11 protein-coding genes are annotated in these 14,688 nt (G+C 56.7%); 6 read left to right on the plus strand and 5 right to left on the minus strand.

Translation table 11 applies throughout. The features are described 5' to 3' along the window. Positions 1 to 23 precede the first annotated feature (23 nt). A complete protein-coding gene (gene dnaB, locus NB063_RS05355) occupies positions 24 to 1,475 on the plus strand; it encodes a replicative DNA helicase (RefSeq protein WP_250927723.1) in 1,452 nt (483 codons plus the stop codon). A 109-nt stretch (positions 1,476 to 1,584) separates the two neighbouring features. Here dnaB and NB063_RS05360 read toward each other — a convergent pair whose 3' ends face one another. The 4 genes from NB063_RS05360 to epmB all read right to left on the minus strand — a co-directional run bounded on the left by NB063_RS05360 (position 1,585) and on the right by epmB (position 6,113). After that, positions 1,585 to 2,031, minus strand: coding sequence for a response regulator (locus NB063_RS05360; protein ID WP_250927724.1), 447 nt, complete (start codon positions 2,029 to 2,031; stop codon positions 1,585 to 1,587). Between the two features lie 21 nt (positions 2,032 to 2,052). Further along, complete coding sequence (locus NB063_RS05365; RefSeq protein ID WP_250927725.1) at positions 2,053 to 2,748, minus strand: alpha/beta hydrolase; 696 nt, start codon at positions 2,746 to 2,748, stop codon at positions 2,053 to 2,055. A 463-nt stretch (positions 2,749 to 3,211) separates the two neighbouring features. Further along, on the minus strand, positions 3,212 to 4,900 hold the full coding sequence (locus NB063_RS05370) for an ABC transporter permease (RefSeq protein ID WP_250927726.1): 1,689 nt from the start codon (positions 4,898 to 4,900) through the stop codon (positions 3,212 to 3,214). Positions 4,901 to 5,099: 199 nt separating this feature from the next. Next, the gene (gene epmB / locus NB063_RS05375) at positions 5,100 to 6,113 is read right to left on the minus strand and encodes an EF-P beta-lysylation protein EpmB (protein ID WP_407652549.1); all 1,014 of its coding nucleotides are present in this window, start codon (positions 6,111 to 6,113) and stop codon (positions 5,100 to 5,102) included. Positions 6,114 to 6,393: 280 nt separating this feature from the next. Here epmB and efp point away from each other — a divergent pair, with 280 nt between their 5' ends. Together efp and NB063_RS05385 are read left to right on the plus strand one after the other, a co-directional pair. Further along, the gene (efp, locus tag NB063_RS05380; protein ID WP_250927728.1) at positions 6,394 to 6,963 is read left to right on the plus strand and encodes an elongation factor P; all 570 of its coding nucleotides are present in this window, start codon (positions 6,394 to 6,396) and stop codon (positions 6,961 to 6,963) included. 291 nt (positions 6,964 to 7,254) lie between these two features. Continuing rightward, positions 7,255 to 8,997, plus strand: coding sequence for a hypothetical protein (locus NB063_RS05385; RefSeq protein WP_250927729.1), 1,743 nt, complete (start codon positions 7,255 to 7,257; stop codon positions 8,995 to 8,997). Positions 8,998 to 9,018: 21 nt separating this feature from the next. Here NB063_RS05385 and NB063_RS05390 read toward each other — a convergent pair whose 3' ends face one another. Beyond that, positions 9,019 to 9,222, minus strand: a complete 204-nt coding sequence (locus NB063_RS05390) for a hypothetical protein (protein ID WP_250927730.1) — start codon at positions 9,220 to 9,222, stop codon at positions 9,019 to 9,021. Between the two features lie 393 nt (positions 9,223 to 9,615). On the opposite strand from NB063_RS05390, the gene NB063_RS05395 reads away from it, so the two are divergent. From NB063_RS05395 to NB063_RS05405, 3 genes are all read left to right on the plus strand, one after another. After that, positions 9,616 to 11,061, plus strand: coding sequence for a sugar MFS transporter (locus tag NB063_RS05395; RefSeq protein WP_250927731.1), 1,446 nt, complete (start codon positions 9,616 to 9,618; stop codon positions 11,059 to 11,061). After that, positions 11,058 to 12,155, plus strand: coding sequence for an ROK family protein (locus NB063_RS05400; protein WP_250927732.1), 1,098 nt, complete (start codon positions 11,058 to 11,060; stop codon positions 12,153 to 12,155). The genes NB063_RS05395 and NB063_RS05400 overlap by 4 nt, the downstream gene beginning before the upstream one ends. Positions 12,156 to 12,281: 126 nt before the next feature. Continuing rightward, positions 12,282 to 14,606: a GH92 family glycosyl hydrolase gene (locus NB063_RS05405; RefSeq protein ID WP_261367225.1), complete on the plus strand. Its 2,325-nt coding sequence runs from the start codon at positions 12,282 to 12,284 to the stop codon at positions 14,604 to 14,606. Positions 14,607 to 14,688: the final 82 nt, after the last annotated feature.

The raw sequence follows: 14,688 nt of genomic DNA on the forward strand, positions 1-14,688 counted from the left end.
TTTCAAAAATAGCTATCGCACGGATGATCAAAGACCAAAACCCAAAGGGCTCGGGATTTCGCGACAAGAAAAAGAAAGAGGTCTCCGCGAGCGAAATTCTGCAACGGCAACCGCCGTACGAACTCGAAGCGGAAATGGGCGTGATCGGCAGCATCTTGCTGATGCCCGACATCTGTGACGAGATCGCGTCGCTGCGTGCCGACGATTTCTACGACGACGCCAACCGGATCATTTACGGTCACCTGCGTGACATGTACGACACCGGCGAGAAGATCGACATCACGCTGCTCGTCTCCCGCATGCGTACTTCGGGCGAATTCGAAAAGGTCGGAGGTGCCGCGTATCTCGCCCGCCTTTCGGGTAGCGTTGCGAACGCCGCCCACGCGGTCTACTACGCTGAGATTGTTACCGAAAAAGCGGTCTTCCGGCGGCTCATCGAATCGAGCACCGAAATCCTCCGCGAAGCCTACGAACAAACCAGCACCGCAAAAGAACTCTGTGCCCAGGCGGAACAGAAAGTCTTCGCGATCATGGACGGACGCTCCTCCAGCGCCGTGTCGGCGATCAGCGACGTGCTCCACCAAGCGATGGATCGCATGGAAGCTCGTATGCGAGACGACTACGTCGACGGCGGTGCCGAAACCGGCCTGACCGATTTCGACCAGATGACGGGCGGTTTGCACTCCGGCGAACTGATTATTCTCGCCGCTCGCCCCTCGATGGGTAAAACGGCACTCGCCATGAACATGGCCGAACACGTCGCCTGCATCCAACGCGAACCAGTCCTCTTCGTTAGCCTCGAAATGTCGGCGATCGAACTCGCTGACCGACTCCTTTGCTCAATGGCACGCGTTAATGGGCACCGCCTACGAAACGGAACGATCTCCTCCGACGACCGTGACCGACTCGTCAGCAAAGCGAACGAGATCAGCCAAGCCCCGCTCTTCGTGGACGATTCGCCAAGCCGTACCGTCAGTGAAATTGCTGCCGCGGCACGACGGATCAAACGACGCCAAGACGGCCTCGGAATGATCGTAATCGATTACCTGCAGCTGATCGAACCAGATAACTCACGCGACCCACGACAGGAACAGGTTTCGAAAATCGCGCGGCGACTCAAAGGGATGGCACGGGAACTCGAGGTCCCATTGCTGTGCTTGTCACAGCTCAACCGGCAAGCCGAAGAAGGCAAAGACCACCGCCCCAAACTCAGCCACTTGCGGGAATCAGGAGCTATCGAGCAGGATGCCGACGTTGTGATGTTCGTTCACCGGGAGGAGTACTACCACCGCGGCGATGAAAAGGCACAGTACGCCGGCCAAGCCGAAATCATCATCGCCAAACAACGTAACGGCCCCGTTGGCGACGTCGACCTCACCTGGGAAGGCGACTTCACGCGATTCTCAAACCGAGCAGCTGAACACCACAGCGAGTTCGATGACTACCGCGAATTCACCTCACCGGGCGGATTCTAAGCTCGACACGCGGCGATCAAGAACCGGAAAGCCGACTCGCGGTAACACGGCCTCGCGGCCCTGACTATCGAGAACGCAGACACCGGCGAGCCCTCATGCACGAGACGAGCTACTCGCTCTCGGTCTGTGGCGGGTTGGCGAGCAGTTTGGCAACGGCGTCCAGCAAGCGATCCATCGAGAACGGCTTGCGAATGTATTCACTCACACCGAGCAATTCGGCATACGCTTGATGCCGACTTCCCTCGTTACCGGTGATCATGATCACCGGGAGCGGCAGGTCGAGCTCGCGGCGCAGCTTTTCCAACACCAAAAAACCGCTGCGTTTGGGCATCATCATGTCCAAAATCATCAGACTCGGACTCTCACGTTCGGCTAGCGCGAGACCTTGGTTTCCATCGCGAGCCACGATCACCTCGTAACCGGCTGATTCCAACGCGTAGCTCACCGTTTCGACAATTTCGGCATCATCATCGACCAACAACACTTTCGGTCCGCCCGGTTTCGGTTTATCTGCTTCAGGTGCCGGTTGTGTTTGTTCGTTCGTCGATGGGTTCATGTTGCAATTCGCTCAAGAGGATCAATTCGCCGAAAAATCCACCAAGGTGAATTCGGAGCCATCCATTGGGGCCTCGCCGACACAGGCCTCGGTCGGTTTCGGAGCGATGATCTTATCAAAACACCAGCGGTCGATGTCCTTCAATGCCACAGTATTCATAACTTCGTCGCCGCGATATTGCCGAATCTCGACTTGGGCCCGAATGCACTGCGCCGCCGTGATATCCCGCTGCATCAACTCAGGGTCGTCATCGACGCCATTGATCGCTTGTTGCCACAGCATCGGCATGCGTCTTTCTCTGAGTCGTTTAAAATTTTTAAACACACCTGACGCGTCGGGAAAGCGGCCACCCATTCGGACCACACCGGCAAAGCGATCGCTGTGCAGCAATGCAATTTGGCAGGCAAGCGTCGCCCCACTGCCGTATCCGGCAAGCACGACACGATCGGAATTGATCGAGTATTCCTCGGCCACTTGATCGATCGCATCCAACACAACCTCGCATGCCTTAGCGGTCGCATCACGTCCACAAGGCCAATCAAATCCACAACCACGAACGTCGGTAGCACGGGTCGCTCGAACCCCCAAGCCCACGTAGTTACGCGTGCTGATGTGCGGCAGCACCTGTTCGATCTGACGCTCGTTGTGTCCCGCCGAATGCAACCAAACCAACAACGGATACTGATAACCGTGCTGGTAATGCAGAGGAGTAAGCATTTGCACACTGTGCCGTCGCTTCATGCTCGACAAACGTGGCCCCGTAAATGACTTAGCCGCTGGTCCATCGCAATCACTACACGACTCACCTTCTGCGTCATCACCCGGATGTTGCTCTGGTCCCGAAGTTTCCGAGTGCGGTTCTGACATCCAACGGCGTGAAAACGAACCACTCATCGGAAGTCCTTGTCGAAGAGGAACGGGCAATTAAGCACCCGATTATCGGATGCCAATTCAATCAAAGAGGAGTGACATGAAAGCTAGTTTCACAACCCCTGGTTTGTCAACGCCGAAACAATCACCGGTGCAAAAGTTAACCGACATCCGACATCGCCAACAAAAATGCTAGCAAACCATCGCATGCCGATGGTGTCGCTTGAAAGACACACCCACCCTAGCGCAAACAAAGCGGATTTACCGCATGTCGATGATTGCGATGTGCAATGACGCACGCGGTGATCATTCATTCAAGGTGACCACCGAGACGCTTCATTTTTATTGAAATCATAAACATTGCGATCATAATCAACACGACACTGCAAACAAAATACCCGATGACCAACATCGGGCTTCCCGCATATGCCGCCGACGTTTCATCAACACGCAACAGATTGCGATCCATCGGCAACGCGAACAATGCGCGAAACGGACTCGTCACACCGATCACATCAATCCACCCTCGCGTCGTTGCGGAGAACCCGAGCGTCGACGCCAACGTGCTCAGCCCCGGTGGGATCACGTAAAGTACAATCAGCACGACGTACGTCGTCATCAACGCCATCGCGGTGCGGTTCTGGTAAAGTGACGCTGTGATCGCGACGAATGCGTTGACCACAGACACGATGGCGGGCACCGCAAACAATCCGAAAACGAAAAACCAATTGGTGTAATAGTCCGGATTCAATACCAACCCGAGTAACATTGGCCAGACCAGAAAACTGGTCAACACAAACGCGACGCGGAACCCGACAATGAACTTGCCCCAAAAGATCTTCCACGGTGACAACGTCGTCGTCAGCAACAAATCCAACGTCTGACGCTCTCGTTCGCTGGTAAACGATCCCGCCAAGAAAACAGGGCCAACCAACAAATTGAAAACAATCACGTAGACCGCAAACCACGGTGAATACGGCGTTTGCCAAAACAACAACACGCCCATCAAAGGGATCGCCAGTAGAATGCTGATTTGAATCACCAGCCTCAACATCAACGTGCCTTGGCTAAAGATTTCTCCGTGAATCTCTTTGTCGTAAACCGGATTGGCACCATCCTCCATCAACGTATCACGGCGAGGCGGCGCGAATAATCGATCGGGAAACTGGTCCGGCTGAATCACCAACCCGACCGCCTCGGCTGCCTCTTGTTCGAGGTCAATGATTTCTTTGCCCTCACTGCCAACGTCCGGCGGATACAACAGACGGCTGGCCGTCGCCGCTGTCATCAAGATCACTGCCGAGATCGCAAACGCGGGAACCACAAAAACGATTACCTTGAGTCGCAGCAACCCGTCCGCGGCCAGCGACTGCCACAACAACACACCGCCGATCACCAAAGGCAAGATCACCAGATAGCTGACGACTAACGAATTGCTCGTCCGCGAAAAATAGCTGCTGCAAAAAACTCCGATCGCGCCGAACAAGATCACCGACACGAATAAGCCGAGGTACGCCGCCGCAACCTCGTAAACGCTCACGCCACCGAGAGGCAGAAACAACACGATGATCGGCAACGACGCCACGATCAAAAGCGCCAAATGCGTCAGCGCCGCAACCAACTTTCCCAGCACGATGGCACCGGGACGCAGCGGACTGGCTAATAGCATCTCGTACGTTTGCCGTTCCTTTTCACCCGAGATCGTTCCAGCTGCAAAGCTCGGCGCGATCAACGACGCGATCACGTATTGCCCTAGAAAAAAGAGATCGACTAATCGTCGCGCCGATGGAGGACTTTGCGTCAAATCCAATCGCTCGTCACTCGGCCACGCGATCAATGTCACCGCAGCGAGCAAGACCTGATACACGGCCAACAAGATAAAGGCCCGATTGGTCCGCAAATTAACCAACAGTTCACGCTGCAAGACCGGATTGTTTTTAAAACCCAATCCCGCGGGTAGATTCCACCGCGTCGGCAATCTCGATAAGAAAGCGTTCAAATTCTATGGATCTCGTGGCTGAGTGATAATCGCTGAGTGATGATCCACGTGCGATCGACAATGACGCGACAAGCAAAGGCGTCCAAACAATCGGGTCGAGCCGCCAGCCCGCTTAAGATAGCATATCGTCTGCTCACCAACCGGTGCATCCGCAGATGGCGAGCTTACCGACACGCCAATCTCCGACCTGCGAGCCGAGTTACAAACGCGTTTTGGACTTCTCGCCCGCGATCTCCGCCACGTAACGCGGCACCGCAAATCCCGGTAGCCGCGATTCTAGCTGGCTGATCAATTCGCGACCACGCTCGGCGTCGACCTCAAAGTGGGCCGCGCCGGATACGCGGTCGAGTTGATGCAGATAATACGGCATCACGCGACACTCCATTAACGCCCGTGACAAATCCTCAAGCGTTTGCACATCGTCGTTAACACCTCGCAACAGCACCGATTGGTTCAAGACGGGAATCCCCGCATCGACCATCCGCCCCATCGCCGCGGCGGTCTCCTCATCAATCTCGGCTGCGTGATTGCAGTGCACCACCATCCATGCGGTCAATCGTGAATGCTGCAATCGCCTCGTCAGAAACGAATTGACCCGCGAAGGAATCACGATGGGCATCCGCGAATGAATCCGCAATCGCCGCACGTGTCCGATCGCCTCGATCTTTTCGATCAGCGCATCCAATGCGGTATCCGTCATCGTCAACGGGTCCCCGCCGCTGAGGATCACCTCCTCGATGTCTGGGCGACCTCGCAAGTATTCCATCGTCGGCTCATAGGCATCGCTCCGCGAACCGGCCTCCTGATAGGGAAACGACCGACGAAAACAGTAGCGGCAGTGCACACCACACGCCCCCGTCGTGATCACCAACGCCCTGCCCGAATACTTGTGCAAAACGCCGGGAGCCACGTTCGCTTGCAGATCGCCTACCGGATTGGAATCGAACCCCGCCACATCCATCCCCTCGCTATCGACGGGCAGCACCTGCCTCAGCAGCGGGTCGCTCGGGTCGCCGTTACGCATCCGCGACGCAAATTCGCGAGGCACAAAAACCGGAAAACCGTAGTCCGCCCCCGCTTCCGTCGCGTCCGACCCCACAGCATCGAGCCCCACGACGCGGCGCAGTTCTTCCGAGGACCGGATCGCACTTTGCATTGACGCGAGCCATTGATGGTCGTCTTGGAACGCTGATTTGTTGTTCGCAGTGACAATTCCTACCGCCTCGGACCGCCCGGTCTGGTGACCCGACCGGCCCCGAACGGCCCGGTCTTCGTCCGCCGACTCGCTCGGCCCCGGCGGCCGCAACGGCGGCGACGGTCGTGCCGTCACCGATTCGCTCCGCGGAAAATCTTTGTCAGATAGGGGCAGGACAATTGTGCCTTCGGTCGCTAAACTTTCCGCCTTCGGATTCACCGAGGACGCTGATTCGCTAACGAAATGGCGATAGTCCTGATTCACAGATATTCTTTTCCGTTTGGGAGTGACGCCCGCCGTGGCAACGTACAACACTAGCGATTTTCGCAAAGGCCTAAAGATCCAAATCGACGGCGAGCCGTATTTGATGACCGAGATGATGTTCGTCAAACCCGGTAAAGGCAATGCGCTGTACAAGTGCAAAATGAAAAACCTGATCCGAGGCACCACGCTGGACCGCACCTACAAAGGTGGCGACTCGCTCGAATCCGCCGACGTCGAAACCACCACGGTCCAATTCCTGTACCGTCAGGGCGAAGACTACGTGTTCATGGACGGAGCAACCTTTGAACAGTACGAAGTCACCGGGGACGTTGCCGGAGACATCTGGAAATACATTAAAGATGGCATGGAATGCTCCATGACGCTCTACAACGGCACCGCGATCATCGTCGAGCCGCCACAACACGTGCAACTCGAAGTCATCGAAACCGCACCTGGCACCAAGGGTGACACGGCGACCAACGTGACGAAGCCTGCCAAGATGGAAACCGGAGCCGAATTCCTCGTTCCCGGATTCATCAAGGAAGGCAACGTCGTCAAGATCAACACGCAGTCCGGCGAATACGTCGAACGCGTCAGCAACTAAGCGTCTGACGCACGAATCGCCCGGTTATTCCGAGCGAACGTTCCATCAATAAGCAGTGCCAATCGCCGCACAGCTGATCCGGCAGGTATTCACCTGCCGTTTTTTTTGCGCCGATTCTAGTGTCACGCAGGACTGCCCAGCGTTCGCCTGACCGCCGCCCCCCCGACTTCCTGGCACAAAACCGCCGGTTTTGTGCGCCGGCGAGGGCGTCATTTCGATTGAAACCGCTACAATTTGATTGTGTCCGGCCGACTCCGCCGCGTGACTCGCACTTGCCCACGGATCATCAAAATGTCTCTGCAGCCCACCGAAACCATCCTCTCCAAAGTTGATTCGGCACGCCGGCGGCTGATCCTCGGTCGTTTCGGCAGCACGCTCGCGGTGACCGTGTTCGCTGCACTGCTAGTCAGTACCATCGCAATTGCGGCAATGGCGGTCGTACCACTCTCGACGCTCACCGGCTTGTTCGGCATCCAATCCGATGGAACCGGCGGAGGCGTGGAGCCCAACCAATGGGTCACCGCTTGGGTGGTCGCTTCGCTCACGCTGGCCGTTGTCGCAGCGGGAATTCACGCGTGGTGGTTTGCACCGTCCCGCGCAGACGTCGCCACCGAAGTCGACCGCCGATTTGGATTGCGTGAACGACTCAGCAGCTCGCTGGCCGTTTGCTCCGAAAACACCCCCGACCGCGATCCCGCACAACCCCGCTCGCAGTTCACCGAAGCCCTCGTCGATGATGCCACCCACCGTGCGCGTTCACTCAACATCGCCGAGAAATTTCCGCTTCGCGCCGGACGTTCCGCTTGGCTGCCTCTTTCGCTCGTTCCAATTCTCGCCGCGATGATCATGGTCGTCGAACCGGCGACGCCCGCGACTCAAACCATGGCCGCGACGGACTCCTCGGAAGTTCGCCAAGTGAAATCGGTCGCCGCGGAACTGAAGAAACGCATCGCCGAACAACGCCGCGCGTCCGAAGCCAAGGGGCTCAAAGAGGCTCAGGAGTTGTTCCAAAACATGGAACGGCAGCTCGATAAGATTACCAACAGCAAAACGCTCAACCGAAAAGACGCGTTGATCCAGCTCAACGAAATCAAAGACCAAATCCAAGAACGCAAAGACCGTATCGGCTCCCCCGATCAACTCCGCCGAACCTTATCTCAAATGAGAGGCGTCGATGGCGGGCCAGCCGAAAAGATCGCTGAGCAGATTCGAAAAGGTGACTTCGCCAGCGCTGCCGAAGAGATCCGAAAGCTCGCCAAGGACATCAAAGACGGCAAAATGGGCGAAAAGGAAATCAAAAAGCTCGCCGAACAATCTAAAAAGCTTGCCCAGCAAATGAAGGACGCCGTCAACGAACACGAGCAGAGAAAAGAACAACTTCGAGAACAAATCGAGCAAGCCAAACGGGAGGGCCGCAACGAAGACGCGGCGAAACTGCAGGAAAAACTCAATAAAGCCGAAGCCGCCGATTCGCAAATGCAACAGATGCAGCAGATGCAGCAGATGGCCAAAGCGATGCAGGACGCCGCCGACGCGATGCAACAGGGCGACTCACAAGCCGCCGCAGATGCGATGCAGGAAATGAGTCAACAACTCGGCGAGATGCAAGCCGCGATGGAGGAGCTCGAAGACCTGCAATCCGCACTCGATGACCTCGCCCAATCCAAAGATCAAATGAATTGCAATGGATGCAACGGCGAAGGGTGCCAACAATGCATGGGCAACGGATTCGGCAATGGCCAGTGGCCCGGGTTCGGCATGGGAGAAGGTCAAGGCAAGGGCGATCGCCCCGAAGAAGAAACCGATACGAACTCTTACGACACTCAAGTCCGCGGCGACGTCAAACGAGGCAAATCGGTCATCGCCGGATTTGCCGACGGTCCCAACCGCAAAGGCCTCACCCGCGAAGAGATCAAGAGCGTGATCGAATCCTCGATCACCGAAGAAGGCGACCCACTCGAAGATCAAGTCCTCCCGCGAGACGAACGCGAACAAACACGCCAGTACTTCGAGAGCTTACGCGAAGGCAGCTAAGCACTCCCACGCTCCGAAACATCACCTCGCGTCGAATCGCGACTCCGAATCGGCAAAAATCTCAGGCGGTAGCTCGGTGTAATACATGGCCGCCGGGTCGATCCCCCGCGCATCGAGTCGCTCGAGATAGCGACGCGGTCCCGGTCGTCCGGCCACCCATGGAAGCGCAATGAGCCAGACCGCCGCGAGCAGCATGACGACCATCAACAGTTTGAGATAACGCATACCCACGCTCCTTCCACCGTTGCCAATCCATTGCTTACTCGAAGACCTGCCACGGACGCTCACGAGGCCCGCCGCTGACACCCTTGATCCTATCTCAATTCGCTGCCCGCGAACACTCAAACCAGCGGTGTCCCCCGCCGGATTCCTCCGACCTCGCACGTGACCGGAAACTCTCTCAGAATTCCTGACAAAAAACCGCACCGTAAGGCGGTTGAATACTCCATAGACCGTGGTATCGGGGCGAATTCCGAGATGCTATGCTGCTGTCCTCTTCTTCATACACCGCGGCAGCGAGCGAGCCCGATCCGTTGCGAGATCAGGGCGATTCCGACGAACAGCGGACCGGTGCGGTTATGAGCATTTTTCCCGTCACAGGATTTTGATAGGGCCGCGATGACAACGAACGAAATCGAAGCAACACCAGACTACCGCAAGCCCTTCATCACGATCACGATGCTGTTCTTCCTGTGGGGCTTCATCACGGTGATGAACGATGTGCTGATCCCTTATCTCAAGGACAGCTTTAGCCTGAGCTACTTCCAAGCCGGGTTGGTGCAATTCGCATTCTTCGGAGCGTTCTTCTTTGTATCGCTGATTTATTATTTCGTGTCCCTTTCTAGCGGCGACCCGATCAACCGCATCGGCTACAAGTTCAGCATCATCGTCGCGTTGCTGATTTGCGGCTCAGGATGCGCCATGTTCTATCCCGCGGCTGAGTTTCGAGCGTACCCATTTTTCTTGGGCGCGTTGTTCTTGCTCGCCACGGGAGTGACCCTGCTGCAAATCGCGGCCAACCCGTACGCAGCCATCCTCGGCAAGCCCGAAACGGCATCGAGCCGGTTGAACTTGGCCCAAGGTGTCAACTCGCTCGGCACCACGATCGCGCCCATCGCAGGCGGTCTGCTGCTCTACAAAGTCTTCGCCACCGATGGCGAAGTCACCATCGACTCGATCAAAATTCCTTATCTCATCTACGGTTCGCTCTTCGTCCTGCTGGCAATCATTGTCTGGCGAAGTCACCTGCCTAGCTTTACCAAAGCTGAAGAGGAAAGCAGCGGCAGTCTCGGCGCCCTGCGTTTCCCGCACCTCCGCTTCGGCATGATCGCGATCTTCATGTACGTCGGCGGTGAAGTCGCAATCGGTAGCTACCTGATTAACTTCATGAAACATGAGAGCATCATGGGGCTACCCGAATCGACCGCGAGTATCTACCTCGCCTATTACTGGGGCGGTGCCATGATCGGCCGTCTGTGCGGTGCGATCTCGCTGAGCGATATCGAAAGCCAATCAAAGAAATACGCTGCGATGATCGCCACCGCCGTTATCGTGTTCTTCGTCGTCTATTTTGTTACCGCGATCCGACTCGATGACGGTGTGTTCACGATGGCATTCATGACCCCCGGACAAGTCGCACCGTTCTTTCTGTTGATCGCGCTTAACTTCGTCGCCTTCGTGTTCGGGCAAGGCAACGCCGCTCGGGCGCTCTGGGTGTTCTCCGCGTCCATGATCGTGCTTCTGAGCATCGCGGCATTCACCGGCGGATCACTCGCGTTTTGGGCGGCTCTCGGCACCGGCCTGTTTAACTCGATCATGTGGTCGAACATCTTCACGTTGGCAATCAAGGACCTTCGCGAACACACTTCGCAAGGTTCGTCGCTGCTCGTGATGATGATTGTCGGTGGCGCGATTGTGCCTTTGATCATGGGCGCAGTCGCTGACCAGGTCGGCATCCAACTCGCCTTCGCGGTTCCAATCATTAACTACTTCTACATTGGCTTTTACGGTCTGATCGGCCATCGACATGTCGTTGCTGACGCTCAACCGGAGATCGCCGCATGAGTGATGACCGCATCGTCTTAACGCTCGACGCGGGCGGAACCAATTTCGTCTTTTCTGCGGTCGACGGCAGCGGCGAAGTCGTCGAACCGGTGCGTTTGCCCGCCGAAACGAAAGACCTGTCTAAAAGCCTCGCAACAATCAAAGATGGCTTCGCTCAGGTCGCCGAGTTGTCCCCGCGAAAGCCCGTTGCGATCAGCTTCGCGTTTCCCGGCCCCGCTGATTACCCTCGTGGCATCATTGATAATGTCGGCAACCTGCCCGCCTTCGCCGGCGGCGTGGCGTTGGGACCGTATCTCGAAGACCAGTTCAAGCTGCCGACGTTCATCAATAACGACGGCGACCTGTTTGCCTACGGCGAAGCGATCCAAGGATTGCTGCCCGACGTCAACCGTATGCTCGAAGTCGCCAACAGCCCGAAACGTTATCGAACGCTGTTTGCCGTCACACTCGGCACCGGTCTCGGAGGCGGACTGGTTCACAACGGCGAACTTTTCATCGGTGACAACTCAAACGCCGCCGAAGTCTGGCTGCTCCGCAATCGCCTCCGGCCGGACTGTTTCGCCGAAGAAGGTGCGTGCATTCGAGCCGTCCGTGGCAGCTACGCGCGACTGACCGGAACGTCCTTCGACGACGCTCCCACCCCGCAAGAGATCGCAGCCATCGCCGACGGCGACTCATCCGGCGATCGCAAGTCCGCTGCCGCCGCGTTTGCGGAACTGGGCCGTGTCGTCGGCGACGCGCTCGCCAACGCCATGACATTGCTCGACGGCCTCGTTGTCATCGGCGGCGGAATCTCAAACGCTCATCGAATTTTCATGCAACCACTCATCGATGAGATGCAGAGTAAAATCCTGACCTATGACGGTCGCGAGATGGACCGCATCGTCCAAAAAGTCTTCAACCTCGAAGATGCAGAGCAAACCAGATCGTTCGTCGCCGGTGCAAATAAAATCATCACCGTACCTGGCAGCGATCGCCAACTATCCTATGACCCGATGAAACGAATCGGCATCGGCGTCAGCCGGCTGGGAACCAGCACCGCGGTCTCCGTCGGCGCGCACGCGTTTGCCCTCAACGCGATTGATTCCAAATAAGCCTGAGGGATGTTGGTACCTCAACCTGCCTCGATCGCATGCCGCGTCACGCTGCGCGTTCACCCTCCTTCCTTTGACTGACACCAAAAATCGAGCCCGCGAATCATCGGCAATTCAACCCCACTTATGAACATCATGACAACCATCATTCGCACCACCTTCGTCGCCACACTCCTGAGCCTCTTGTTGCCGGGTAGCCTGTTGGCCAAGTCGCCCGTGGACTGGGTCAATCCACTAATCGACACCCATCAATCGCGGTGGTTCTACTTCAACTCAGCGTCGCGTCCGTTCGGGATGGTTAACTTGAGTCCCGACACCCAAACCGAAGGGTCCTGGGACTCTGGCTATCTCTACGGTGACAAGTACATCCGTTGTTTCAGCCACATCCACGCTTGGCAAATGTCGGGCATCGCCGTTCTTCCGATTGTCGGCGAGATGACCGGTCATCAAGGAATGGATATTTATCAATCCGAGTTTTCCCATGACGATGAAGTCGTCCAAGCCGGTTACCACAAAGTCCACCTCAAAAAATATGATGTTACCGCTGAGTTGACATCAACAGTCCGCACCGGGTTTCACCGCTACACGTTCCCGTCCACAGACGACGCTTACATCCTGTTCGACGTCAGCGCCCTTTTAGGCCACGGCCCCATGGTCGAAGCCGAGGTCACGCGAGTCGATGACCAGGAAATCTCAGGCATGAGCGTGATGAAGGGCACAAGCCGGCGGAAAAAAGACACCCCCGTCTTCTTCGTTGCCCGGTTCAGCCAACCCTTTACCGCGATGGGCGGCTGGGAAGACGGGTCCGTTGTCGAATCAACCGATGCCATCAGCGGCAAGAACGTTGGTGCGTTCACCCGATTTGAAACCAAAGCTGACACACCAGTCTTGATGAAAGTGGGCATCAGCTACACGTCCGTCGAAGGCGCCCGACGAAACCTAGATGCGGAACTCTCGCACTGGGATTTTGACCAAGTCGTCGACGACTCAAAAAACGACTGGAATGAGCACCTCTCACGGATCCAAGTCGAAGGCGGAACCGACGCTCAAAAGACAAAGTTCTACACCGACTTGTGGCGTTCGATGCTTGGTCGACGAATCGTCAGTGATGTCGACGGCGCCTACTGCGACATGACCACGGACCAACGCCAAGTCCGAAACATCCCGTCAGGCGACGATGGCAAACCTGCGTTCACCATGCACAACTTTGACGCCTGGTGGGGCAGCCACTGGAGCCTCGACATTCTCTGGCCATTGGTCTGTCCGGAACGTTACAGCGACTTCTGCAATACGTCGGTCCAGATGTACAAGAACGGAGGCTTGATCCCCCGCGGCCCTTCCGGCGGCAACTACACCTTCGTCATGATCGGCGATTCGGCAGCGCCCGCAATCACCGCCGCTTACGCGAAAGGTATTCGCGATTTCGATTACGAACTGGCGCTCGAAGGCTTGGTCAAGAACACCGGGCCCGAGGGAGGCCGTTACTACGGCGGCTACGCGACAAAACCGACTCCGTCCGTCTACGAAGAGTATCAAGAGAAAGGCTACGTCTCGTGGGGCAACTCACTCTCGGGAGGACACGGCAGCGCCGTGACCAGCCTCACGCTTTACAACGCCTATCACGACTGGTGCATCGCCCAAATGGCCAAAGGACTCGGCCGCGACGACATCTATGAGAAATTCATCACGGGTGCCAAAAACTATCGCCATGTGATTTGGCCCGAAAAACAATCCGCCTGGGTGCGTGAATCCGATGGCAGTTGGATGAAAGACTTCAAACCGCGGGAAATGCGTTTTGAACAAAACGGCTTCTGCGAAACCAGCGCCGCCGTCACCACCTTCTATGTCCCTCACGATCCGATGGGACTCGCAGAATTGCTCGGTGGCCCCGACGCAGCCGCCAAAAAACTGAACGAACAATTCGAAAGTGCCACCGAGCATAAATTCCATTTGCGGGGCCGCATTCACGGTAACGCCTGGGTTGACTACGCCAACCAAGACGGAACCGGCATGGCACATTATTTCAACCGTATCGGTTACCCATGGCTCAGCCAGAAGTGGGTACGAGCCGTCCACGAGGCCGCCTTCAGTGGGACAGATCCGTACAGCGGCTACAACGGCGATGAAGACCAAGGACAAATGGGTGCGTTGAGTGCACTGATGGCGATCGGGCTGTTCCAATTCGACGGCGGCTCGGGCCTCGATCCCCAATACGACATCACCGCAACGATCTTCGACAAAGTCACCCTTCAACTCAGCCCGAAATACTACAACGGCAACACGGTCACGATCGTGACCAAAAACCAATCACCCGAGAACGTTTACATCCAATCCGCCACCTGGAACGGCGAGCCACACACAAGCAGCATGATCTCTCACAAAGATCTCATCCAAGGTGGCACGCTCGAACTAACCCTGGGCAGCGAACCCAATAAAGCTTGGGGCAAGTAACAGCCACACCACGACGTCCTCGGTCACGCACCGCCGTAGCCGATACGGTCATCCGCAGAACTCACCATGAGTTCTGCTACCA

Source organism: Aporhodopirellula aestuarii (assembly GCF_023701485.1).
GTDB lineage: Bacteria > Planctomycetota > Planctomycetia > Pirellulales > Pirellulaceae > Rhodopirellula > Rhodopirellula aestuarii.